The following is a 23,306-nucleotide window of genomic DNA, read 5'->3' on the forward strand; positions in this document are numbered from 1 at the left end:
CCTGCTGTGGCACAGCTGACGATCGAGGACGCACCGCGACCGTGGCACGTGACGGCACGCGAGCGCGTCGTGACCGGGACACGCGCGTTCGCGCAGGGGATCGCGGACCGGGCCACCCTGGACGCGGTGCTCGCCCTCGTCGCCACGCTCCTGCTGCCCGCGGGCGTCGCGGCCATCGTGCTCGGCTGGAGCGGCGCGTCACGCACGCCGTTCGTCTTCGAGCAGATCCCCTACCTGATCTCGGGTGGGCTGCTCGGCGTGGGGCTCGTGACCGGTGGGGGTCTGCTCTACCTGGCCTCGTGGGTGGCGCGGTCGGCCCAGCTGTCGCGCGAACGTGACGACCAGCTGCGCGAGGTGCTCATCGCCATCCAGGAGGAGCTGCGTTCAGCGGCGACCACCCGCGAGGCCGCAGCCGCCGTCCACCCCCAGCCGATCGATCGCGCCCTCGCGTCGGACCCGGTCGCGACGGTCGACCGCACCAGCGAGGTCCCGGTGCTGCGCCCCTTCGTCGCCACGCCGAGCGGCACGATGTTCCACCGCCCCGACTGTTCGGTGGTCGCCAGCCGCGACGATCTGCGCTCGGTGGCCAGCGCCGACCCCGGCGTCAAGCCCTGTGGGATGTGCGACCCCCTCGGCGACTGACGATCGGTATCGCTCGATCGTGAGGCGGCGGCGCAGGCCCGCCGGCACCCGGGCGCGGTAGCCTCGGGTGGGGGTGCCCGGGCCGCGAGCGGCGTCGGGCGAGGAGTGCCGCGTGGCTGGGATGTGGCGTTCGGGCGGGGCGGTGCAGCTGGAGGTGCCGGCACCGCCATCGGCGGTCTACGAACAGGTCGCCGACGTCACCACGATCGGGGACAGGAGCGAGGAGTGCCACCACGCGGCGTGGCTACCCGGGGCGGACCCCGGCCAGGTCGGCGCGCGGTTCCGGGGGCGCAACCGCTTCGGCATCGCGAGATGGTCGCGGGTGTGTGAGGTCACAGAGGCCGAGCCGGGACAGCGCTTCGCGTTCCGGACGATCCCCGAACGGATCGACCTGTCACGCGCTGACTCGACCCGCTGGTCGTTCACCTTCGAACCGACCGCCGACGGCTGCCTCGTCACCCACGAGTACCGGATCGAGCGCATGCCGCTCCAGCCGTTCCGGTGGCTGTACGGACGCTTCCTGCCGCACCACCGGGACATGCGCCCGCACATGCGGCGAACCCTGGAGGCGCTCCGTGACCAGTTCTCCGACCTCCCGGGCGACCCGATCGCTCAGCGGCCGCGGTAGACCGGATCGCGCTTCTCGGCGAAGGCGCGGGCGCCCTCCTTGGCATCCTCGGAGCCGAACACCTGCATGCCGATCTCGAGCTCGCGCTGCAGCCCGTCGGCCTCGGTCATGTCGGCGGTCTCCCGCACCGACCGCTTGATCGCCTGGACCGCGAGGGGCCCGTTGCGGGCGATGCGGTCGGCCAGGCGCCGGGCCTCGTCCAGCGCGGTGCCCTCGGGCACGAGCCGTCCGACGAGGCCGATCTCGAGGGCCTCCTGCGCGGACAGGTGCTCGCCGAGGAGCAGGATCTCCATGGCCCGGGTGTAGGACACCTGTCGCTGCAGCCGCACCGTGGACCCGCCGAGGGGGAACAGCGAACGCTGCACCTCGGTCAGCCCAAAGATCGCGGCCTCCGAGGCGACACGGATGTCGGTGGCCTGCAGGATCTCGGTCCCGCCGGCCAGCGCGTAGCCCTCGACCGCCGCGATCAACGGCTTGGTGACGTTGCGGCTGCGGAGCATCCCCTCGAACGGTGTCGTGGTGCGCGTCCGGAGGCCCTCGGTGAAGCCGTCGTCGCCACCGGAGGTCCGGGAGGCGCTCATCGCCTTGAGGTCCGCACCGGCGCAGAACGTGCCGCCCGCACCGGTCAGGATCGCGACCCGGATGTCCTCGTCCTCGTCGATGCGCTCCCACGCCTCGGCCAGGCCGGTGAGCATCTCGGCCGACCACGCGTTGCGCACCTCGGGCCGGTTCATGGTCACGGTGAACACGTGGCCGTCGAGGTCGGTCAGGACGTGGTCGGTGGCGGGCACGGTGGGCTCCGTCGGCAGCTCGGTGGTGGTCACAGTCGCTCCAGGATGGTGCCGGTCGCGAGCGCTCCGCCCGCGCACATCGAGATCAAGGCCGTCGACCCGTCGCGCCGCTCGAGCTCGTGGAGGGCGGTGGTGATCAGCCGGCTGCCGGTGGACCCGACGGGGTGGCCGAGCGCGATCGCACCACCGTTGACGTTGACCAGATCCGGGTCGGGGCCGTGCTCGCGGGCCCAGGAGAGCACGACGGACGCGAACGCCTCGTTGACCTCGAACAGGTCGAGGTCGCCGATCTTCATGCCGGCCTTGCCGAGCACGTCGGTCGTCGCCTGCCGCGGACCGTCGAGGTGGTAGTAGGGGTCGGCGCCGGTGAGGGTGTGGGCCACGATGCGGGCGCGTGGCCGCAGACCGAGCGCCTCGGCCTTGCGCCGTGACATCCACAGCACCGCCGCGGCACCGTCGGAGATCTGTGAGCTGTTGCCCGCCGTGTGCACGCCGCCGTCGGTCACCGGCGTTAGCTTCGCGAGGCCTTCCATCGTGCTCTCGCGGGGCCCCTGGTCACGGGTCACGCGGTGGCGCTCGTCGGTGGGCTGCCTGGTCTCCGGATCGATCACCGGTGCGTCGACGCCGAAGGTCTCGGCGTCGAACCGACCCTCGGCCCAGGCCCGGGCCGCGTTCGTCTGCGACCGCAGCGCCAGCGCATCCACGTCCTCGCGGGTGATGCCGCGGTCGGTCGCGATGCGTTCGGCGCCCCCGAACTGGTCGGGCAGGTCGAGGTTCCAGTCGGCGGGCCGCGGGACGCCGGGGCCGGACAGCACGTTGGCGCCGAGGTGCACGCGGCTCATCATCTCGACCCCGCACGCGATGCCGACCTCCGCGGCGCCGGTGGCGATCAGCCCGGCCACGAACCCGTTGGCCTGCTGCGCCGAGCCGCACTGGCAGTCCACGGTCGTGCAGGCCACGTGCGGTGGCAGGCCCCGTGCGAGCCAGGTGTAGCGCGTGATGTTGGCGCCCTGCTCGCCGGCCTGTGTCACGCAGCCGCCGACCACCTGATCGACCTGCCCGGCGTCGATGCCGGCCCGCGAGATCAGCTCCTCGAGCGTCTGCCCGAGCACCTCCGTCGGGTGGCACCCGGACAACCAGCCGCCACGGCGTCCGATGGGGCTGCGTACCGCCTCGACGATGACCGGTTCGTCCACGTTCTCGCTCCTGCTCACACCCGGACCACCGAGACTAGGACACGTTCTAGTTGGAGAGCAACGTCGTGCGCCTCGTGCGGTGCCAAGCGCGGCCTGGGTGGTGAGTCCTGACTAGAACGTGTTCTTGACCGCCGTGGTCGGGCCGAGCTAGCGTCGACGTCGGGAGCGGGAGCAGGAACGGGAGATCGCGTGACCACGGACGGCATCGTCGAGGCGGTGCGTTCCATCGTGGCCGAGGGCGCGGGTGAGGTCCACCACGCCCCCGATCCGGTCAACGTGCCGATGATCCGGCACTGGGTCCGCGCGCTCGGCGACGACAACCCGGCCTACCTCGACGAGGAGGTCGCGGCGGCGACACCGCACGGTGGAACCATCGCGCCGCCGGCCATGCTCGGGGTGTGGACGATGGACTGCCCCCGCAGCGACGGCGGACCGCGCGACCGGGCGATGCGGGTCCTCGACGAGGCCGGCTTCACCTCCGTGGTGGCCACCGACTACGAGCACGACTACCTGCGCCAGCTCCGCCCTGGGGACCGGGTCCGTGAACGGCGCTCCATCGAGTCGATCTCGGCGCGCAAGACCACCGCGCTCGGCGACGGGTACTTCGTGACCGTCCGCTACGACTACGACGACGAGGACGGGCAGCCGGTCGGGGTCGGTCGCATGCGGTTGCTCAAGTTCCGTCCGGCCCGCACGGGAGGCAGCCCCGCGGCGCCCGAGCCGGCGGCGATGCCGCGACCGCGGCCCGCGATCAACCGGGACACCGCCCACGTGTGGGAGGGCTACGCCGCCGGCGAGATCCGCCTGCAACGGTGCGCCGACTGCGGGCAGCTGCGCCACCCACCCGGACCCATGTGCCCGGCCTGTCGTTCGACGGACTGGGGGATCGAGCTCGCCGCGGGGACCGGCACGGTCGCCAGCGTCGTCGAGCACCACCACCCCCCGCTGCCCGGCTTCGAGCTGCCCCACACCGTCGCCCTGGTCGAGCTCGACGAGGGTCCCCGGCTGGTCTCGCACCTGGCGCCGGGCGAGTCCGGCCCGCTCGCGATCGGTGACCGGGTCCACCTCGTCTGCGAGGCGGTGCCCGGTGCAGCTCGCGACGGCGAACCGGACCTGGTCCTGCCCCTGATCCGCACCGGAGGTGACGGGTGACCGCGACGGACGCGCCGACGACGTCGGCCTCCGACGTGCCCATCGGGCCGCAGGTCGGAGATGGGTTGCCCGGCCTGGAGCTCGACGTCAGCCCGACCTTGATCGTCGCGGGTGCGCTGGCGTCCCGGGACCTCGAGGAGGTCCATCACGATCCGGGCCTGGCGCGCGACCGCGGATCGGAGGACATCTTCCTCAACATCCTGACCTCCAACGGGCTGGTGCTGCGGCTGGTCACCGACTGGGCCGGGCCGTCGGCACGCATCGACCGGGCCCGCATCCGCCTCGGCATCCCCGCCTACGCCGGCGACCGCCTCGTGCTGGCCGGCGAGGTGACCGCCGTCACCGAGGAGGCCGACGAGGTGCTGGTCGAGGTGACCGTGACCGGCGAGGTGTCCACGGGGACCCATGTCCGCGGCACCGTGACGGTGGCGCTGCCCGGAGGTGGCTCGTGACGCGCGCGACCGCGATCGCCGGCATCGGCGCCACCGAGTTCTCCAAGGACTCCGGACGCTCCGAGCTGCAGCTGGCGTGTGAGGCCGTCGCCGCGGCGATCGCGGACGCGGGGCTCCAGCCCTCGGACATCGACGGGTTGACCACCTTCACGATGGACTCGAGCCCCGAGATCGACGTCGCCCGGAACGTGGGGCTCGGCGAGCTCACCTTCACCTCCCGGGTGCACTACGGCGGCGGCGCCGCGTGCGCGACCGTGGCCCAGGCGGCCATGGCGGTCGCGACCGGAGCGGCCGAGGTGGTGGTGGCCTACCGCGCCTTCAACGAACGGTCCGGTCGCCGTTTCGGCACGGGGCGCAGCGACTGGGAGCCGTCCGCCGAGGGCGTCGGGTTCAGCTGGTACGTGCCGTTCGGGTTCATGACCCCCGCGGCGTGGGTGGCGATGCAGTCGGCCGCCTACCTGCACGCGGCAGGCGCCGACGGTGACGACCTCGGGCGGGTCAGCGTGGCCGCCCGCCGCCACGCTGCGACCAACCCGGCCGCCCACTTCCACGGCCGGCCGATCACGCTGGACGACCACCGCGCCTCGCGACCCGTGGTCACCCCGCTGCGGTTGCTCGACTGCTGCCAGGAGACCGACGGTGGGCAGGCGATCGTGATCACCTCCGCCGAACGCGCCCGGGACCTGCCCCACCCACCGGCCGTGATCGTCGGTGCCGCCCAGGGCAGCGGTGACGGCCAGGAACAGATGACCTCCCTGCAGCGAGGTGACCTCGCCGTCCTCGACGAGGCCGTCGTCACCGCCCGGCACCTGTGGGCGTCGACCGGGCTCTCGGCGGGCGACATCAGCACGGCCGTGCTCTACGACCACTTCACCCCGTACGTGCTCATGCAGCTCGAGGCGTACGGGTTCTGTCGCCGTGGCGAGGCCAAGGACCTGGTCGCCGACGGTGGGATCGAGCTGGACGGTCGTCTGCCGGTCAACACCCACGGCGGGCAGCTCGGTGAGGCCTACCTGCACGGCATGAACGGTGTCGCCGAGGCCGTCCGCCAGGTGCGGGGTACCGCCGTCAACCAGGTCGACGAGGTCGAGCACGTCCTCGTCACCGCCGGGACCGGCGTGCCCACGAGCGCGCTCGTGCTCGGCACGGATCGTTAGGCACGCCACCGCCTGCCACCAGCCGTCCCACCGATACCGCCGCCGACACCGTCGGCCGACCCCAGGAGCATCCCGTGGGCCTCTCGACCCCCCTCAGCCGCGACCTCGGCATCGACGTCCCGCTGGTCGCGTTCACCTACGAACCCGCGGTCGCGGCGGCGGTCAGTCGCGCGGGTGGCCTCGGCGTCCTCGGCGCGCTGCGCTTCACGCCCGAGGAGCTCGACGACGCGCTGGCGTTCGTCGCGCGCGAGGCCGGTGGCGCCCCCTTCGGCGTCAACGTGGTCACGCCGGTCAGCTCCGAGGTCGTCGACGCCGACCCGGTCGACCTGGCGACCAAGCTCGAGTCGATGATCCCCGACGCCCACCGCGACTTCGTCGAGCAGGTGCTCGAGGAGTTCGACGTGCCGCCGCTGCCCGAGGGCGAGGAGCCGCCACGCGGCGTGCTCGGGTGGACGCCGCAGACCGGTGCACCCCAGACCGAGATCGCGCTGAAGCACCGTCCGGCGCTGTTCTCGTCCGCGCTCGGTCCGCCACCGGCCGAGTCGATCGCGGCGGCCCACGACCTCGGGATCCCGGTCGCGGCCCTCGTCGGCAAGGTGGAGCAGGCGATCAAGCAACGGGACGCCGGCGTGGACATCGTCGTGGCGCAGGGGACCGAGGCCGCCGGTCACACCGGCGAGGTCGCGACCTTCGTGCTCGTGCCGCAGGTCGTCGACGCGCTGCAGGGCGCCCCGGTGCTGGCCGCGGGCGGCATCGCCGACGGACGCGGCCTGGCCGCCGCGCTGGCCCTCGGCGCGCAGGGTGCGTGGACCGGCTCGGTGTGGTTGCTGACCGAGGAGATGGGCCTGCCGAAGGCGACCCAGCAGCTGCTCCTCGACGCCGGTCCACGCGACACGTTGCGATCCCGGGCGCTGACCGGCAAGCCCGCCCGCCAGGTCCGCACGCCCTGGATCGACCGGTGGGAGGACCCTGCGACGCCCGATCCGCTCGCGATGCCGCTGCAGTACCTGCTGACGGTCGACGCCAACGCCCGGTTCCGCCACCACGGCCGGCACGACCTGGCCGGCTCGCCGGCGGGGCAGGTCGTCGGTCGCCTCGACGCGGTCCGACCCGTCGCCGAGGTCGTGGCCGAGATGCGGGCCGGCGCCGAGGCGGCGGTCGCGCGCCTGCGGGAGGCGGCCGGCGACGGGGTGCCCGCGTGACCGACGCGGCCCGCGCGCCGGACGAGCGCGGTCGGCGCATCGTGAGGTCCGGTCAGCGGACCTGACGGGCCATCATCTAGAACGTGTTCTAGTGTGTGCGTGCGGGGTGTGGACCAGGGAGAGCGGTCCACGCGGTACCCCCGCACCAGGGAGGGTGCGACGTGGCGGAGCTGGGCCTGTGGCGGATCGCGGCGAGCCAGCCGGACCGGCCGGCGGTCGTGGACGTCGACCACCGGACACGGACCGCCGGTGAGCTGGCCAGGGCCAGCAACCGCCTGGTCCACGCGCTGCGATCCCGGGGCCTGCAGCCCGATGACGTGGTCGCGACCCTGGTGCCCAACGGCTTCACGTACGTCGAGACGCTCCTCGCCTGCCAGCAGGCGGGCTGGCACCTCGTCCCGATCAACCACCACCTGGCCGCCCGCGAGGTGGCCTACATCGTCGAGGACGCCGGTGCGAAGGCCTTCATCGGGGACGTGCGGTTCGCCGACCTGCTGACCGACACCGCGCCGCACCTGACCCTGGCCCCGTCGGGTCGGTTCAGCGTCGGCGGTGAGGTCGCGGGCTTCGGTTCGTACGAGGACCTGCTCGATGATCAGCCGGGCACCCTGCCCGAGGACCGCCTCGCCGGCGGGATCATGACCTACACCTCGGGCACCACGGGCCAGCCGAAGGGCGTCAAGCGCCCGCTGCCGGGCATCGATCCCGACGAGCAGGCGATGCGTGCCACGTTCCTGAACGCCATGTTCGGTCTGACCGACCCCGACCACGTGCACCTGGTGGTCGCCCCGCTCTACCACACGGCGGTCGTCAACTTCGCCCAGGCCGCGTTGCACGCGGGCCACCGCCTGGTGCTGATGGACGGCTGGAGCCCCGAGGGCACCCTCGAACGCATCGAGCGCTACGGGGTGACCTCCTCCCACATGGTGCCGACGATGTTCAACCGGCTCCTCAAGCTCCCGGACGAGGTCCGCGAGGCGGCCGACGTCTCGAGCCTGCGCTGCATGATCCACTCCGCGGCCCCCTGCCCGGTCGACCTCAAACGCGCGATGCTCGACTGGTGGGGGCCGGTCATCTACGAGTACTACGCCGCGACCGAGGGTGGCGGCACCATCGCCACCCCCGAGGACTGGGAGCGCAAGCCCGGCACGGTCGGCAAGCCCTGGCCGATCTCGGAGGTCGTCGTGCTCGACGACGACGGCAGGGAGCTCCCGCCCGGCGAGGTCGGCACCGTCTGGATGCGGATGGGTGAGCACCGCTTCGAGTACCGCGGCGACCCGGAGAAGACCCAGCAGGCCTGGAACGAGCGCGGGTTCTTCACCGTCGGCGACGTCGGTGAGCTCGACGAGGACGGCTTCCTGTTCCTGCGTGACCGCAAGGTCGACATGATCATCTCCGGCGGGGTCAACATCTACCCGGCCGAGATCGAGTCGGTCCTGCTGGCCCACCCGGCGGTCCTGGACGTCGCGGTCTTCGGGGTGCCGAACGACGACTTCGGCGAGGAGGTCAAGGCGGCCGTCGAGGTGACCGCCGACCGGACCCCCGGCCCCGACCTCGAGGCCGAGCTGATCGCTCACTGCCGCGAGCACCTCGGGGGCTACAAGGTCCCGCGCTCGGTCGACTTCCCCGACACCTTCCCGCGCGACCCGAACGGCAAGGTCTACAAGCGCCGGCTGCGCGACCCGTACTGGGTCGACCGCACCTCCGCGCTGGTCTGAGGAGGCCCCGTGACCGCAGCGACGACGCGATCCGAGGACGGTCGGGCCGACGTGCTCGAGGCTCCGCACGTCCTCGAGTTCCCCTACACCCGCTCGACGGGCCCGATCCTCGGCGCGTTCCTCACCGGGCTCCGGGACGGCCGCGTCCTCGGCATCCGTGCCCGTGACGGTCGAGTGCTGGTGCCGCCGCAGGAGTTCGACCCGGGCACGGCCGAGTCGCTCACCGAGGACGAGCTCGTCGAGGTCGCACCCGTCGGCACGGTGCGGTCCTGGTCGTGGAACCCGAGGCCCCGCCCCGGGCAGCCGTTCGAGCACCCCTTCGCCTGGGTGCTGGTGCAGCTCGACGGGGCCGACACCTCGCTGCTGCACGCGGTCGACGCCGACGGCCCCGACGCGCTCGAGGTCGGGGCACGGGTCCGCATCCGGTGGGCCGAGGAGCGGACCGGCACGATCCACGACATCGCCGGGTTCGAGCTCGGCGAGGAGCCAGCCGGGGTCCCGGACGGTGCGGCCCACGACGAGCCCGTCACCGTCGTGACCACGCCGATCCGGCTGGACTACCGCTACACACCTGGCGTGGCGACGAGCGTCTTCCTGCGCGGCACCCAGGAGCGCCGCTTCCTCGGGATGCGCTGTGCCAGCTGCGCGAAGGTCTACCTGCCGCCCCGAGGGTCGTGCTCGATGTGCGGCGAGCCCTACGCCGAGACGGTGGAGGTGGCCCAGACCGGCACGGTCGCCACCTTCGCCACCGTCAACGTCAACTTCGCGTCACGCGAGGTGGATCTGCCCTACGCCGCGGTGGAGGTGCGCTTCGACGGTGCCGACATCACCTGCCAGTTCCTGATCCAGGGGGTCAGCGTCGACGAGGTGCGGATGGGCATGCGGGTGCGTGCCGTCTGGCGGGAGGGCGAGCTCGAGCCGACGTTGTCGAACGTCACCCACGTCGAGCCGATCGACGAACCCGACGCGCCGTTCGAGTCCTACGCGGAGTTCGTCTGATGGCCGAGACCCCCGTCTGCATCGTCAGCTACGCCCGGTACACGACGCGGGCCGACGAGGTGCACAACGAGATCGAGATGCTCCTGCCCGTCGTCGCGCAGGCGCTCGAACCCGTGCAGCTCAGCGCCCAGGACGTGGGGTTCGTCTGTTCGGGCTCCTCGGACTACCTCGCCGGCCAGCCGTTCGCCTTCGTCGGGGCGCTCGATGCCATCGGCCCGTGGCCACCCTTGGCCGAGAGCCACGTCGAGATGGACGGTGCCTTCGCCCTGTTCGAGGCCTACCTGCGGCTGCAGCACGGCGACATCGACACCGCCCTCGTGTACGCCTTCGGCAAGTCCTCACCGGGGGACCTGTCGCGCGTCCTCGCACTGCAGACCGACCCGTACACCGTGGCGCCGATGTTCCCCGACGCGGTCTCGATGGCGGGCCTGCAGGCGCGGGCGCTGCTCGACACCGGTGAGGTCTCCGAGCGTGACGTGGCGGAGGTGGTCGCACGCTCGCTGCGGGACGCCGACGGCGACCCCTTCGCAACGCGGTCCGGCCAGCTGACGGTGGAGGAGGTCCTGGCGCGGCCGAAGGTCGCCGACCCCCTGCGCGACCTCGACTGCGCGACCGTGGCGGACGGTTGTTCGGTGGTCGTGCTGGCCACCCTCGAACGCGCACGCGAGCTGGTCGAGCACCCCGTGGCCATCACGGGCATCGACCACCGCCTGGATCCGCCGTCCCTCGGAGCCCGCGACCTGACCACCTCGCCGTCGACCCGGGCGGCTGCGGCCGGGGCGGGGGTGGGGGTCGGTGCAGAGGCGAACGTCGGTGGCGACTTCGACCTCGCCGAACTGCACGCCCCGTTCGCCCACCAGGAGCTGATCCTGCGTCGCGAGCTCGGCCTGAACGGAACGACGCGGATCAACCCCTCAGGCGGGGCGCTCGCGTCCAACCCCGTGATGGCGGCGGGGCTGGACCGGTTCGGGCAGGCCGCGACCCGTCTCGCCGCCGGTGAGGGGACACGCGCACTGGTGCACGCCACCTCCGGACCCTGCCTCCAGCAGAACCTCGTGGCCGTGCTCGAACGTGACGGAGGGACGCGCTGATGGGTCGCACCAAGGTCGCCGTGGTCGGCACCGGCCAGACGCACTACGCCGCGAAGCGTCAGGACGTGTCCCTGCCCGGGTTGGTCCGCGAGGCCGCGATGCGGGCGCTCGACGACGCCGGCTGCGGGTGGGGGGACATCGACGCGGTCGTGCTCGGCAAGGCCCCCGACATGTTCGAGGGCGTGATGATGCCCGAGCTGACCCTCGGTGACGCCCTCGGCGGGACCGGCAAGCCGGTCCTGCGCGTCCACACCGCCGGTTCGGTCGGTGGCTCGACCGCGGTCGTGGCCGCCCACCACGTGGCGTCGGGCCGCTTCCGGCGCGTGCTGACGGTGGCGTACGAGAAGCAGTCCGAGTCCAACGCCATGTGGGCGCTGTCGGTCCGGGTGCCCTTCGGCCAGCAGGCGGTCGCTGGCGCGGGCGGCTACTTCGCCCCCATCGTCCGCGGCTACATCCGCAAGTCCGGTGCTCCCTCGGACACCGGGTACCACGTGGCGTTCAAGGACCGCAGCAACGCGCTCCTCAACCCCTACGCCCACCTGCAGGAACCGGATCTGACCTACGAGACGGTGGCGAACTCGCCGCTCTTGTGGGACCCGATCCGCTACCACGAGACCTGCCCGTCCTCCGACGGTGCCGCCGCCATGGTGCTCGCCGCGGAGGACGTCGCCGACCACCACGACGGGCCGAAGGCGTGGGTGCACGGCACCGCCGTGCGCTCCGAGCCGACCATCGGCGCCGGCCGTGATCGGGTGAGCCCCTGGGCCGGACGGATGTGCGCCGAGGACGTCTACCGCGAGGCGGGCATCGCCGATCCGCGACGTGAGCTGGACTGCGCCGAGCTGTACGTGCCGTTCTCGTGGTTCGAGCCCATGTGGCTCGAGAACCTCGGCCTCGCCCCGGAGAACGAGGGCTGGAAGATGGTGCTCGACGGGGCCACCCGCATCGGCGGGGACCTGCCGGTCAACATGTCCGGCGGCGTGCTGTCGTCCAACCCGATCGGCGCGTCGGGGATGGTCCGCTTCGTCGAGGTCGCCGACCAGGTCCGTGGCCGCGCCGGTGACCACCAGGTCGAGGGGGCCCGGCGGGCCCTCGGGCACGCCTACGGCGGCGGGTCCCAGTTCTTCGCGATGTGGGTCGTCGGTGCTGGGAAGCCGACGTCCTGACCACCGGTACCCGCCGACGGCGAGGGGAGCGGCTCTTGAAGGTCACAGGCAAGGTGGCCCTGGTGACGGGCGCAGCCCGCGGCATGGGCGAGGCGATCGCCCGGCGGCTGGTCGCCGAGGGCGCCCAGGTGGTGCTCGGCGACGTGCTCGACGACGCTGGCAAGGCCGTGGCGGACGAGCTCGGCGAGGTCGCGCGCTACGTCCACCTCGACGTCACGTCGACCGAGGACTGGGCGGAGGCCGTCGCGATCACCGAGCGCGAGTTCGGGCGCCTCGACGTGCTGGTCAACAACGCGGGGATCCTGCGGTTCGGCGCGGTGACGGCCGACAACGAGGCCGATCTGCGGGCGCTGATCGAGGTCAACCAGCTGGGGGTGCAGTGGGGCATGCGCGCCGCCGTGCCGGCCATGCGGCGGGCCGGTGCTGGCTCGATCGTCAACATCTCCTCGATCGAGGGGCTCGGTGGTGGCGCGTACCTGACCGGCTACACGGCCACGAAGTTCGCGGTCCGTGGGATGACCAAGGCGGCCGCCCTCGAGCTCGGCGGGAAGGGCATCCGGGTCAACAGCGTCCACCCCGGGGCGATCCGCACCGACATGGTCCTGTCGCAGACCGGTGGCAACGAGCAGGCGGAACGCTTCATCGCGTCGAAGACCGCCCTCGCGCGGATGGGTGAACCGGACGAGGTGGCGGCGGCTGCGGTCTTCCTCGCATCCGACGACGCGAGCTACATCACCGGTGCCGAGCTGTCGGTCGACGGTGGGGCGTCGGCCAGCTCCGGCTTCAAGGAGTAGACGTGCACCTCGCCCTGTCGGACGACCAGCAGCAGCTGCGCGACGAGCTGCGCGTCTACTTCGAGGGCCTCGTGACCCCCGAGCTCCAGGAGGAGCTCGCGGTGACCGAGGGAGGTGGACCGCTGGCCAAGCAGGCCATCCGGCGGATGGCCCAGGACGGCTGGCTCGGCATCGGTTGGCCGACCGAGTACGGGGGGCGCGGGTTCGGGGCGGTCGAGCAGTTCCTGTTCTACGACGAGGCCCAGCGTGCGGGCGCACCCGTGCCGTTCCTGACCATCAACACCGTCGGCCCGTCGATCGCGAACTTCGGGTCCGAGGAGATGAAGCGCGAGCTGCTGCCGAAGGTGCTGGCCGGCGAGCTGTTCTTCTCCATCGGCTACACCGAGCCCTCGGCCGGCACCGACCTCGCGTCGCTGACCACGCGCGCCGAACGCGACGGGGACGACCTCGTCATCAACGGCCAGAAGATCTACACCTCGCTGGTCGACCACGCCGACTACGTGTGGCTCGCCTGCCGCACGACTCCGTGGCCCCCCGAGCACGAGGGGACCCCCGTTCCGGAGGGTGGCTCGAAGCACGAGGGGATCTCCATCGTGCTCGTGCCCACCGACGCGGAGGGGTTCAGCTACACCCCGATCGACACCGTCGGCGACGCCCGGACCTTCGCCACCTACTACGACGACGTGCGGGTCCCGGTCAGCAACGTGGTCGGTGGGCTCGACAACGGGTGGAAGGTCATCGTCGGGCAGCTCAACCACGAACGCGTGTCGCTGTGCTCCTCGGGTCTGCTCGAGCGCAAGTACATCGAGGTCCGACGCTGGGCCCAGCAGACCAAGCTGGCGGACTCACGTCGCGTGGTCGATCAGGAGTGGGTCCAGGTCCACCTCGCCCGGGTCCACGCCAAGCTCGAGGCGCTGCGCCTGATGAACTACAAGGTCGCGTGGGGCACCAGCGTCGGGAAGGTCTCGGTCGCCGACTCGTCCGCGACGAAGGTCTACGGCACCGAGCTGTACTGCGAGGCCTACGGCCTGCTGCTCGAGATCCTCGGTGCCCACGGGCTGCTGCGTCGGGGCAGCCCCGACGCGCTGCTCAAGTCCTCGCTCGAACGGGCCTACCGGGGGACGTTGATCCTGACGTTCGGTGGGGGGACCAACGAGGTGCAGCGCGACCTGATCGCGGTGTTCGGGCTCGAGATGCCGCGCTCGCTGCGCTGAGAGGGAACATCATGGACTTCGCGTTCAGCGACGAGCAGACCGAGCTGCGTGACCTGTCGCGCCGCATCCTGTCCGAGCGGGTGACCCCCGAGCGGCTGACCGCGCTCGAGGCCGGGGACGCGGGCGTCTTCGACCGGGACCTGTGGCGCGAGCTGGCCGAAGCCGGCCTGCTGGGAGCGGGCCTACCGGCGCAGCACGGTGGTGGCGACACCGGCCTGCTCGGGCTGTTGCCGGTCCTCGAGGAGCTCGGGCGGCACGTCGCACCCGTCCCGTTCGTGCCCACCGTGGTGCAGGCTGGGCTCACGCTGGTCGACCACGGCACCGAGGAACAGCAGGCCACCTGGCTGCCCCGCATCGTGGCGGGGCAGGCCGTGCTGACCGCGGCGCTCGAGGAGCCGGGTGGTCTCGAGCCCACCGATCCCCGGACGCGTGCCGTGCCCGATGGTGACGGGTACCGCGTGACCGGTGAGAAGCACGCGGTCCCCTACGGCGCCGAGGCTGCGGCCATCCTCGTCCCGGCGGCGACCGACGACGGCGTCGTGCTGCTGCTGCTCGACCCGGGCAACGACGGGGTGACCCTCACCGCCCAGGTGACCACCAACCGTCAGCCCGTGGCGACGATCGAGCTGGCGGGTGTGCGGGTCCCCGCGGGTGACGTGGTGGCCGTACCCGGTCGCGCCGCCGCCGCCGTCCGCGACCTCGTCGAACGGGGCGCCGCGGCCTGGTGCGCGGTGCAGGCCGGTGTGTGCCAGTCGGCCCTGCGCGCCATCTCGAGCCACACCGCGCAGCGCCACCAGTTCGGCAAGCCCATCGCGGAGTTCCAGGCCGTGGCACAGCGGGCCGCCGACGCGTTCATCGACGCCGAGATGGTCCGTCTGACGGCGCGGCAGGCGGTGTTCCGGTTGTCCCAGGGCTGGCCTGCGACGCCGGAGGTCCACAGCGCGAAGTTCTGGGCGGGGGACGGCGGCATGCGCGTCGTCCACGCCGCCATGCACCTGCACGGCGGGCTCGGTGTCAGCACCGACCACCCGCTGCACCGCCGGTTCCTGTGGGCGAAGCAGGTGGAGCACAGCCTCGGCACCCCGACGCGCGAGCTCGTGCGGCTCGGACGATCGTTGGCCGAGGAACCGGTCTGAGGAGCGTGGAGCGAGCGGTCCGCGTGGGAACGCGGACCGCCATCGAGGACCTCGTCGGGAGCCGAGGTCAGGAGGGAGACTGCGATGCAGTACCAGTTGGCTGACCTGTTCGAGTCCGTCGTGGACCGTGTCCCGGACCGCACCGCGCTGGTGTGCGATCCGCGACGGCTCACGTTCCGCGAGCTGGAGGAACGCAGCAACCGGCTCGCGCACCACCTGCTCGCCGCCGGTATCCGACGGGGTGACCACGTGGGGTGCTACCTGCAGAACTGCACCGAGTACGTCGAGACGATGATCGCCTGCTTCAAGATCGGCGCGGTCCCGGCCAACGTCAACTACCGCTACGTCGAGGCCGAGCTGCGCTACCTGTTCGACAACGCCGACCTCAAGGTGCTGGTCTTCGACGCGGAGTTCACCGACCGGGTCGAGGCGGTGGTGCCCGGGATCGACACCATCGAGCACCTCATCGCGGTCACCTCCGACCCGGACGGGCCCGCGGAGGGCGACCTGCCGCTCGGTGCCGTCTGGTACGACACGGCCACCGCGGATCAGCCGTCGACCCGCGAGGGCCTGACCGACGGACGCAGCCCCGACGACCGGTACATGCTCTACACCGGTGGGACCACCGGCATGCCGAAGGGCGTCGTGTGGCGCCACGAGGACGTCTTCTTCGCCGGCATGGGCGGCGGCAACCCGGTGGCCGAGCCGGTCACCTCGCCGGAGGAGCTGGCCGAACGGCTCGACCCGGACGGGCAGGGCATCGTGATGTTCGCCGCGCCGCCGCTGATGCACGGGGCCGCGTTCCTCGGCACGTTCATCGGCTTCTTCGGGGGCAACACCGTGGCGCTGATCCGCAAGTTCGAGGGTCGTGCGGCGCTTGAGCTGATCGCCCGTGAGCGCATCATGACCATCTCGCTGGTCGGCGACGCGATGGCGCTGCCGTTGATCGAGGCGCTCGAGGAGGACTCGTCGCTCGACACCTCGTCGCTGTTCGTGATGTCGACGGCCGGCGCGATCATGTCCGCGTCGGTGCGCGACCGGCTCAAGGAGCTGATGCCGCAGCTGTACATCCTCGACTCGTACGGCTCGTCGGAGACGGGCTACAACGGCTCGGCGACCGAGGACAGCTCGCCCGACGAGGGCTTGAAGTTCAAGGTCACCGATCGCACCGCTGTGATCAACGGCGACCACCTCGTGACGCCCGGCAGCGACGAGGTCGGACGCGTCGCCCAGTCCGGTCACATCCCGCTCGAGTACTACAAGTCGCCGGAGAAGAACGCCGAGACCTTCGTCGAGGTCGAGGGCAAGCGTTGGGTGCTGACCGGGGACGCGGCGACGGTCGACGAGGACGGGGTCATCCACTTCCTCGGTCGCGGGACGGTCTGCATCAACTCGGGAGGCGAGAAGATCTTCCCCGAGGAGGTCGAAGCGGCGCTGAAGGCCCACGAGGCCGTCCGGGACGCCATCGTGGTGGGGGTGCCCGACGAGCGGTTCGGGGAGCGCTGCGCGGCGATCATCACGATCGCGGGTGACCGGACGGCGCCGACGCAGGCCGAGATCGAGGAGCACCTGTCCACACGCGTGGCCCGCTACAAGGTGCCGCGCACGCTCCAGGTGGTCGACGAGATCGTCCGATCGCCCGTCGGGAAGGCCGACTACCGCTGGGCTCGTGAGGTCGCCAAGGCCTCGGCCGTTCCGGCCTGAGGAGCACGTCGTTGCTGGCCATCACCGAGGAGCACCAGGAGCTCGCCGCGTCCGTGCAGCGGTGGTCGGCGCGTCACGCGCCGGCCGCCGCGGTGCGCGCGGCGATGACCGATCCGGCGGCCGACGAGGTGTGGTCGACGCTGGCAGCCCAGGGGCTGCTCGGGCTGCACGTCCCCGAGGAACGCGGTGGTGGCGGGTACGGCGACCTCGAGCTGGCCGTGGTGGTCGAGCAGCTCGGTCGGGCGCTCGTGCCTGGACCCGTGGTGCCGACCCTGCACCTGTCGCGGGTCCTGGTGGACGTGGCACCCGAGCCGCTCGTCGACAAGCTGCTGCCGGGGCTGGCGTCCGGCCAGCTGCGCGGCGCCGTCGCGTCGGCGACGCAGTTGCGCGCGTCGGGGCACGGGGACGACCTGCGTCTCGACGGCACCGTCCGGCCCGTGATCTCGGCCGGTGAGGCGGACGTCGTGCTGCTCGGTGGTCGGCGTGACGACGGCACCGAGGTCTGGGCCGTGCTCGATGCCGTGGACGTCGAGGTCGCCGCGCTTTCGTCCCTGGACGCGACCAGACCGGTGGCTGCGGTCACCGTCGACGCGGTGGCGGTCCCGGTGGAACGGCAACTCCCGGCCCTCGATGTCGAGCGCGTCCGTGACCTCGCGGTCCTGCTGTACGCCGCGGAGGCGGCCGGGCTGGCCGGGTGGGCGTGCGATGAGGCCGCCGGCTACGCCAAGGTCCGTGAGCAGTTCGGCCGTCCCATCGGACAGTTCCAGGCCGTCAAGCACCTGTGCGCCGATCTGCTGGTACGAGCCGAGCAGGCCCGCGCGGTCGCGTGGGACCTCGCGTGCGTCGGCGAGGACGCGGCGCAGCGTCGGTTGGCGACCGGTGTCGCCGCGTGCGTGGCGATCGAGGCTGCCGTGACCACGACGCTCGACACCATCCAGGTCCTCGGCGGCATCGGTTTCACCTTCGAGCACGACGCCCACCTCTACCTCAAGCGTGCGACGGTCACGCGACAGCTGCTCGGTGGGCCGAACCGGTGGCGCGGTGAGGTGGCCCGGCTCGCCCTCGGAGGGGCGCGCCGTCGTTTCGAACTGGCGCTCGACGAGGACGACGACGCGCGTGCTGTCCGCGCCGAGGTCCGCGCGGTCCTGTCCGAGCTGCCGTCGCAGGAGCCCGAGCGGCGCCCGGCGCTGGTGGATGCGGGCCTGGTGGTCCCGCACTGGCCGGCGCCGTGGGGCCGTGATGCCTCGCCGCTCGAGCAGCTCGTGATCGACCAGGAGCTCACCGCCGCCGAGGTGCGCCCGCCGGACCTCGTCATCGGCGGGTGGATCCTGCCGACGATCATCACCTACGGCACCGACGAGCAGCGCGAACGCTTCGTGCGGCCGACGCTGCTCGGCGAGCTCACCTGGTGTCAGCTGTTCTCCGAGCCCGGCGCCGGGTCCGACCTCGCCGCCCTGTCGACCCGGGCGGTGCGCGTCGACGGTGGCTGGCAGCTGACCGGGCAGAAGGTCTGGACGTCGCTGGCCCACAGCAGCGACTGGGGGCTGTGCCTCGCGCGGACCGACCGCGACGCCGCCAAGCACGCCGGCATCACGGCGTTCCTCGTGGACATGCGGAGCGCCGGGATCGACGTCCGACCGCTGCGCGAGCTGACCGGCCGCGAGCTGTTCAACGAGGTCTTCCTCGAGGACGTGTTCGTGCCGGACTCGATGGTGTGCGGACCCGTCGGGGGCGGTTGGAAGGCCGCGCGCACGACGCTGGCCAACGAACGCGTCGCGATGAGCAGCGGGTCCTCGATGGGGGCGGGCGTCGAGGGTGTCCTGCGGGCGCTCGACGACGACGCGCGCCGAGACGACGCCGTGCTCCAGGACCGCGTGGGGGCCCTGGTCTGCGAGGGGCAGGTGCTCAGCGTCCTCGGGTTCCGCACCACCCTCCAGAAGCTGCACGGCGCGGGACCTCGTGCGGGTGGGGCCGAGTCGTCGGTCCGCAAGCTCGTCGGGGGCGGCCACGACCAGCGGTGCGCCGAGCTGACGCTCGAGCTGCTCGGACCCGAGGGTGCGGTCTGGGACGATGCCGCCCGGTCGCCGAGCTACCAGTTCCTGCAGAGCCAGTGCCTGACGATCGCGGGCGGGACGACGGCCGTGCAGCGCAACGTGGTGGCCGAGCGGCTGCTCGGTCTGCCGAGGGACCCGTGAGCGACGAGAGGCCACCCCGTGACCGGTGATCTGCGCGCGGGGTTGATGCTCGGCTACTGGGCGGCGCAGCCCCTCGACGGCCTGCCGCTGGTGCAGCGCGCCGAGGAGCTCGGCTTCGCGTCGGTATGGACGGCGGAGGCCTACGGGTCCGACGCGGTCTCACCCCTGGCATGGTGGGGCGCGCACACCTCACGGATCGAGCTCGGGACGGGTCTGATGCAGCTGTCGGCCAGGACCCCGGCATCGACTGCGATGACGGCCGTGACCATGGACCACCTCTCCGGCGGCCGGTTCGTGCTCGGGCTCGGGGTGTCGGGGCCGCAGGTCGTCGAGGGTTGGTACGGCCAGCCGTTCCCGAAGCCGTTGGCGCGGACGCGGGAGTACATCGGCGTCCTGCGTGACGTGTGGGCGCGTGAGGCACCCGTGGTCAGCGACGGTCCCCACTACCCGTTGCCTTACCCCGGGGGCGCACAGCTCGGCAAACCCCTGCGGATCACCACCCACCCGCGCCGCCGCGACATCCCGATCATGCTCGGCGCCGAGGGGCCGCGGAACGTGGCGCTCGCCGCCGAGATCGCCGACGGCTGGCTGCCGATCTTCTACTCGCCGGAGCGGTCCACACCGATGTACGCCGAGTCGCTCGCGGCCGCCCCCGAGGGCTTCCGCATCGCCTGCCCGGTCACCATCGTGGTCGACGACGACGTGGACCAGGCCCGGTCGGTGGTCAAGTGGAGCCTGGCGTTCTACATCGGCGGGATGGGGGCCAAGGACGAGAACTTCCACCTCAACGTCATCGCGCGGATGGGGTTCGAGGAGGAGGCCAAGGTGGTGCAGAAGCGCTTCCTGGACGGTGACCGCGAGGGTGCGATGCAGGCGGTGCCCGACGCGCTCGCCGACGAGATCAGCCTCGTCGGACCTCCGGGCCGGATCCGTGAACGGGTGCAGCGCTGGGTCGACAGTCCGGTCACCGACGTCCTGCTCGGCACCCGCGATCCGCGGGCGCTCGAGGTCGTCGCGGAGGTGCTGTGTTGAGCGAGCCGAGGAAGGTCACCGACCTCGTCCGTGCCGATCGCGACGACCGCGGGGTGCTGACCCTGACCATCGACCGGCCCGAGGCGAAGAACGCGCTCACGCACGGGATGCGCGATCGCTTGGCCGACCTGCTCGAGGCGGCGTCGAGCGACCTGCGGGTCCGTGTCGTGGTCATCACCGGCGCCGGCGGTGCGTTCTGCGCGGGCGCGGACCTGCGGGGCCAACCCGCGGCACCGCCACGCCCCGAGGGGGCGCCGGACCGGGCGGTCGGCGACGTCGCACGTCTCGTGCAGCGCGGGTGGCAGCGGCTGGTCACGGCGGTGCTGGACTGCGAGCGGCCGGTCGTGGCGGTCGTCGACGGCGTGGCCGCCGGTGGTGGGGTCCAGCTCGCGCTGGCGTGCGACCTCGTCATCGCCTCGGACCGGGCGCGGCTGGTCCAGTCCTTCGTCCACCGCGGCATCGTGCCCGACGCGGGGGCCGCCTACCTGCTCACCCGGCTGGTCGGCCCGCAGCGGGCCAAGGAGCTGTTCCTCCTCGGCGAGCAGGTCGGTGCCGACCGCGCCCTCGAGCTGGGGCTCGTCAACCGGGTCGTGTCGGCCGGCGAGCTCGGCACGCACGTCGACGAACTGGTGGTGACGCTCGCCGCCGGGCCGACCCGTGCGTACGCCGCGACCAAACAGCTGGTCAACCGGGCGCTGGAGACGGACCGGGACACCGCGCTGCGCGACGAGGCGGTGGCGCAGGAGCTGATCCAGGGCACCGCCGACGCGGACGAGGGCGTCACCGCGTTCATCGAGCGGCGCGCCCCCACCTTCCGCGGCTGGTGAGCGCGCGTCGGTCGGCGCGTCGCCTCAGGCGTCGCGTCGGTCGCCCTGTCGGTCGCCCTGTCGATCGTCGCAGGCCGGCAGCGTCAGGACGGTGTAGGCGAACAGGGCACCCTGGCCGAGCTCGCTCTCGACGCGGATCGTGCCGCCCTGCCCCTCGGTCAGCAGCTTGGCCGAGTGCAGGCCGAGTCCGTTGCCCTCGACGCCGCGGGTGCGGTCCAACCGGCTGAACGGCTGGAAGAGGCGTGACTGGTCCTCGACGCTGATGCCCGGGCCCGCGTCCCGGACCTGGACCTCGAGGTGCTCGTCCACACGGGTGAGGCTGACCCTGATCGTCGTGTCCTCGGGGGAGAACTTGACGGCGTTGCCGAGCAGGTTGCTGAGCACCTGACGCTGGCGGACCTCGTCGGCCAGCGCGGTGGGCAGATCGAGGTCGTGGTGGAACTCGATGGTGCGGTGGGAGGCGGACCGGACCTCCTGGACGGCGTCGGCCACGACGCGGGCGAGGTCGACGGGACGCAGGTCGTAGGTGAACGAGCCGGCGTCGAGTTCGGCGGAGGTGACGATGTCGCGGGACAGGCGTGCGATGCGCTCGCCGGCCTCGTGCGCGGTCCGCAGGAGGTCGCGGGTCTCCTCCCAGCCGAGCTCGGGCCCGGCCTGCAGGATCAGGCTGAGGGCGTTGGTGACCATCGTGGCCGGGCTGCGGATGTCGTGGACCACGATGGCCAGCAGTTCGTCACGGCGCGCGGTGGCCTCGCGCAGGTGGGCCAGCGCGTCCTCGAGCGCTGCGCTCTGGCGTTCGAGGTCGGAGCGGCGGTTGCGGTCGACGACGCGTTCGTGCTCGAGCAGCGCCACCGCACGCGAGCGGGCGGCGAGGTCGCCGGCGTCGACGGACGTGGTGATGACCGAGGTGTGTCGGTCGCAGACGGCGCGGAACGCCTCGATCGACCGGTCGTGCGCGAACGCGTCGGAGGGGTAGCCGCACAGCAGGGTCGCGGGATGCTCCCGCAGGTAGGCCTCCCACAGGTCCTCGAGGGCGAGCGCCCCGTTGACGTCCCCGTCCTCCCACAGGAGGGTGACCATCTCCCCGAAGAGCCGGGCGCGCCGCCGGCCCCCGTCGGTCACCTGGTCGATCAACCCGCCCACGTGCTGTTCGAACCGGGCGGCGTCCGGGCCGTCCGGCGTCGAGATCCGGGTCAGCAGGTCGGCAGCGTCCACGAGAGCGAGGCGCCCGCGCTGGACCTGGGTGTCGACGTCGACACCGCGACGACGGAGTCCGGCGGTCACGGCGCGGCGGTGGACCTCGGTCGCCACGACCACGGCGCCATCGCCCGCCTCGAACGCGGGTGCCACGAGGTCGACCACGCCCGCGACCAGCGCGTCCATGTCGTCGTACATGCCCACGAGGTGCTCGTGGGGACCCTCAGCGACCCCGTGCGTGCCGTTCGCGCTCGGCGCACCGGCGGGCGGTGGCGGGGCGGGCAACGTGGAGGACACGGTGGGGTTTCCGGTGCGGTCGGGAGTCGGAGCGACGGGATCCGCGGCCACACCTCGGCCGGTCGGTCGCGACCCGTGACCAGCCCGTCGCGTGCCCGGAGGAACCCCGCGCGGGAGGATAGACGCGGGCCGGATGGCCGTCCGGGACGGCCGGCCAGGGTGCGCGGTACGGACGGTGTCCCCGCGCGGCGCGGCGGGTCAGGTGCGGTGGATGAGGGTCATCGACGAGGTGACCACCGGAGCCCCGTCCGCGTCGTGCCAGTCGGTCTCGGCCACCACGAACGTCATGCGCGACCCCTCGCCCCGCTCCTTGACGGTCACGTCGGCGATGCGGCCGGTCGCGGTCAGGCGGTCACCGACGAGCACGGGTCGGTGGTAGGTGAAGGACTGGCCGCCGTGGAGGATCATGCCGCCACCGGACATCAGCTCGGTGATGACGTGACGGAGCGGGTGCTCGCCGGTGGCGCCGTCGGGCTGGAGCTCGGGCCACGCGCCCTGGTGGGCCATCACGAAGGCGTAGGTGGGCGGCGCGGGTACGGCATCGAACCCCGCGTCCGCGGCCGCGCGAGCGTCCTGGAACACCGGCGAGGAGTCGGTCACGGCACGGGCCAGGAACCCGACGGGTCCCCGTTCCACCACGACGGTCTGGGCGGGCAGGGGGCTGCCGATGAGGTCGGTGACGGCCATGGGTGCGGACTCCTCGTCGCGGTCGGGCT

Annotated in this window: 21 protein-coding genes; 17 read left to right on the forward strand and 4 right to left on the reverse strand. The window is 72.4% G+C overall.

Annotation, left to right across the window (positions count from 1 at the left end; all coding sequences use genetic code 11):
- Positions 1 to 6 precede the first annotated feature (6 nt).
- Complete coding sequence (locus NITAL_RS12705; RefSeq protein ID WP_052666573.1) at positions 7 to 642, forward strand: hypothetical protein; 636 nt, start codon at positions 7 to 9, stop codon at positions 640 to 642.
- A 121-nt stretch (positions 643 to 763) separates the two neighbouring features.
- Entirely contained in the window at positions 764 to 1,270 is a 507-nt protein-coding gene (locus tag NITAL_RS12710; RefSeq protein ID WP_245617735.1) for an SRPBCC family protein, read from the forward strand.
- On the opposite strand, the gene NITAL_RS12715 is transcribed toward NITAL_RS12710, so the two are convergent.
- Together NITAL_RS12715 and NITAL_RS12720 are read right to left on the reverse strand one after the other, a co-directional pair.
- Entirely contained in the window at positions 1,255 to 2,094 is an 840-nt protein-coding gene (locus tag NITAL_RS12715; protein WP_211262386.1) for a crotonase/enoyl-CoA hydratase family protein, read from the reverse strand. The two genes, NITAL_RS12710 and NITAL_RS12715, sit on opposite strands and share 16 nt — an antisense overlap.
- The gene (locus NITAL_RS12720) at positions 2,091 to 3,257 is read right to left on the reverse strand and encodes a steroid 3-ketoacyl-CoA thiolase (protein WP_052666576.1); all 1,167 of its coding nucleotides are present in this window, start codon (positions 3,255 to 3,257) and stop codon (positions 2,091 to 2,093) included. Before NITAL_RS12720 ends, NITAL_RS12715 begins: the two co-directional genes overlap by 4 nt.
- Positions 3,258 to 3,446: 189 nt before the next feature.
- Between NITAL_RS12720 and NITAL_RS12725 the strand changes: the two genes are divergently transcribed.
- From NITAL_RS12725 to NITAL_RS12795, 15 genes are all read left to right on the forward strand, one after another.
- Positions 3,447 to 4,409 (forward strand): bifunctional MaoC family dehydratase N-terminal/OB-fold nucleic acid binding domain-containing protein, encoded by a 963-nt coding sequence (locus NITAL_RS12725; protein WP_052666578.1) that lies wholly within the window; start codon positions 3,447 to 3,449, stop codon positions 4,407 to 4,409.
- Positions 4,406 to 4,861, forward strand: coding sequence for a hotdog family protein (locus NITAL_RS12730; protein ID WP_052666580.1), 456 nt, complete (start codon positions 4,406 to 4,408; stop codon positions 4,859 to 4,861). The genes NITAL_RS12725 and NITAL_RS12730 overlap by 4 nt, the downstream gene beginning before the upstream one ends.
- Positions 4,858 to 6,018 carry a lipid-transfer protein gene (locus NITAL_RS12735; RefSeq protein ID WP_052666582.1) on the forward strand — a complete coding sequence of 387 codons (1,161 nt, stop codon included), beginning with the start codon at positions 4,858 to 4,860 and terminating at the stop codon, positions 6,016 to 6,018. The genes NITAL_RS12730 and NITAL_RS12735 overlap by 4 nt, the downstream gene beginning before the upstream one ends.
- A 74-nt stretch (positions 6,019 to 6,092) precedes the next feature.
- The gene (locus tag NITAL_RS12740; protein WP_052666584.1) at positions 6,093 to 7,220 is read left to right on the forward strand and encodes an NAD(P)H-dependent flavin oxidoreductase; all 1,128 of its coding nucleotides are present in this window, start codon (positions 6,093 to 6,095) and stop codon (positions 7,218 to 7,220) included.
- Between the two features lie 161 nt (positions 7,221 to 7,381).
- Positions 7,382 to 8,938, forward strand: coding sequence for an acyl-CoA synthetase (locus tag NITAL_RS12745; RefSeq protein WP_052666585.1), 1,557 nt, complete (start codon positions 7,382 to 7,384; stop codon positions 8,936 to 8,938).
- Positions 8,939 to 8,947: 9 nt separating this feature from the next.
- Positions 8,948 to 9,937, forward strand: a complete 990-nt coding sequence (locus tag NITAL_RS12750) for a Zn-ribbon domain-containing OB-fold protein (protein WP_083441524.1) — start codon at positions 8,948 to 8,950, stop codon at positions 9,935 to 9,937.
- On the forward strand, positions 9,937 to 11,028 hold the full coding sequence (locus NITAL_RS12755) for a lipid-transfer protein (protein ID WP_052666587.1): 1,092 nt from the start codon (positions 9,937 to 9,939) through the stop codon (positions 11,026 to 11,028). The genes NITAL_RS12750 and NITAL_RS12755 overlap by 1 nt, the downstream gene beginning before the upstream one ends.
- Positions 11,028 to 12,194: a thiolase domain-containing protein gene (locus NITAL_RS12760; RefSeq protein WP_052666589.1), complete on the forward strand. Its 1,167-nt coding sequence runs from the start codon at positions 11,028 to 11,030 to the stop codon at positions 12,192 to 12,194. Before NITAL_RS12755 ends, NITAL_RS12760 begins: the two co-directional genes overlap by 1 nt.
- A gap of 35 nt (positions 12,195 to 12,229) precedes the next feature.
- On the forward strand, positions 12,230 to 12,988 hold the full coding sequence (locus NITAL_RS12765; protein ID WP_052666591.1) for a glucose 1-dehydrogenase: 759 nt from the start codon (positions 12,230 to 12,232) through the stop codon (positions 12,986 to 12,988).
- Between the two features lie 2 nt (positions 12,989 to 12,990).
- The gene (locus tag NITAL_RS12770; protein ID WP_052666593.1) at positions 12,991 to 14,202 is read left to right on the forward strand and encodes an acyl-CoA dehydrogenase family protein; all 1,212 of its coding nucleotides are present in this window, start codon (positions 12,991 to 12,993) and stop codon (positions 14,200 to 14,202) included.
- An 11-nt stretch (positions 14,203 to 14,213) separates the two neighbouring features.
- Positions 14,214 to 15,338, forward strand: coding sequence for an acyl-CoA dehydrogenase family protein (locus tag NITAL_RS12775; RefSeq protein ID WP_052666594.1), 1,125 nt, complete (start codon positions 14,214 to 14,216; stop codon positions 15,336 to 15,338).
- 84 nt (positions 15,339 to 15,422) lie between these two features.
- Entirely contained in the window at positions 15,423 to 17,042 is a 1,620-nt protein-coding gene (locus NITAL_RS12780; RefSeq protein ID WP_052666596.1) for an acyl-CoA synthetase, read from the forward strand.
- Positions 17,043 to 17,053: 11 nt separating this feature from the next.
- Positions 17,054 to 19,237: an acyl-CoA dehydrogenase family protein gene (locus tag NITAL_RS12785; protein WP_052666598.1), complete on the forward strand. Its 2,184-nt coding sequence runs from the start codon at positions 17,054 to 17,056 to the stop codon at positions 19,235 to 19,237.
- A gap of 18 nt (positions 19,238 to 19,255) precedes the next feature.
- A complete protein-coding gene (locus NITAL_RS12790; RefSeq protein ID WP_052666600.1) occupies positions 19,256 to 20,269 on the forward strand; it encodes an LLM class F420-dependent oxidoreductase in 1,014 nt (337 codons plus the stop codon).
- Complete coding sequence (locus NITAL_RS12795; RefSeq protein WP_425413683.1) at positions 20,263 to 21,096, forward strand: enoyl-CoA hydratase-related protein; 834 nt, start codon at positions 20,263 to 20,265, stop codon at positions 21,094 to 21,096. Before NITAL_RS12790 ends, NITAL_RS12795 begins: the two co-directional genes overlap by 7 nt.
- A 24-nt stretch (positions 21,097 to 21,120) precedes the next feature.
- On the opposite strand, the gene NITAL_RS12800 is transcribed toward NITAL_RS12795, so the two are convergent.
- The gene (locus NITAL_RS12800; protein WP_157041804.1) at positions 21,121 to 22,590 is read right to left on the reverse strand and encodes an ATP-binding protein; all 1,470 of its coding nucleotides are present in this window, start codon (positions 22,588 to 22,590) and stop codon (positions 21,121 to 21,123) included.
- Positions 22,591 to 22,788: 198 nt separating this feature from the next.
- Positions 22,789 to 23,277: an FAS1-like dehydratase domain-containing protein gene (locus tag NITAL_RS12805; protein WP_052666603.1), complete on the reverse strand. Its 489-nt coding sequence runs from the start codon at positions 23,275 to 23,277 to the stop codon at positions 22,789 to 22,791.
- Positions 23,278 to 23,306 lie beyond the last annotated feature (29 nt).

Origin of the sequence: Nitriliruptor alkaliphilus DSM 45188 (genome assembly GCF_000969705.1) — a bacterium.
Taxonomy (GTDB): Bacteria; Actinomycetota; Nitriliruptoria; order Nitriliruptorales; family Nitriliruptoraceae; genus Nitriliruptor; species Nitriliruptor alkaliphilus.

Excerpts from the sequence above, each read along its gene's own strand:
- NITAL_RS12760 (WP_052666589.1), top strand. The coding sequence starts at position 11,028 with ATGGGTCGCACCAAGGTCGCCGTGGTCGGCACCGGCCAGACGCACTAC.
- NITAL_RS12755 (WP_052666587.1), top strand. The coding sequence starts at position 9,937 with ATGGCCGAGACCCCCGTCTGCATCGTCAGCTACGCCCGGTACACGACG.
- NITAL_RS12710 (WP_245617735.1), top strand. The coding sequence starts at position 764 with ATGTGGCGTTCGGGCGGGGCGGTGCAGCTGGAGGTGCCGGCACCGCCA.
- NITAL_RS12775 (WP_052666594.1), top strand. The coding sequence starts at position 14,214 with ATGGACTTCGCGTTCAGCGACGAGCAGACCGAGCTGCGTGACCTGTCG.
- NITAL_RS12780 (WP_052666596.1), top strand. The coding sequence starts at position 15,423 with ATGCAGTACCAGTTGGCTGACCTGTTCGAGTCCGTCGTGGACCGTGTC.
- NITAL_RS12805 (WP_052666603.1), bottom strand. The coding sequence starts at position 23,277 with ATGGCCGTCACCGACCTCATCGGCAGCCCCCTGCCCGCCCAGACCGTC.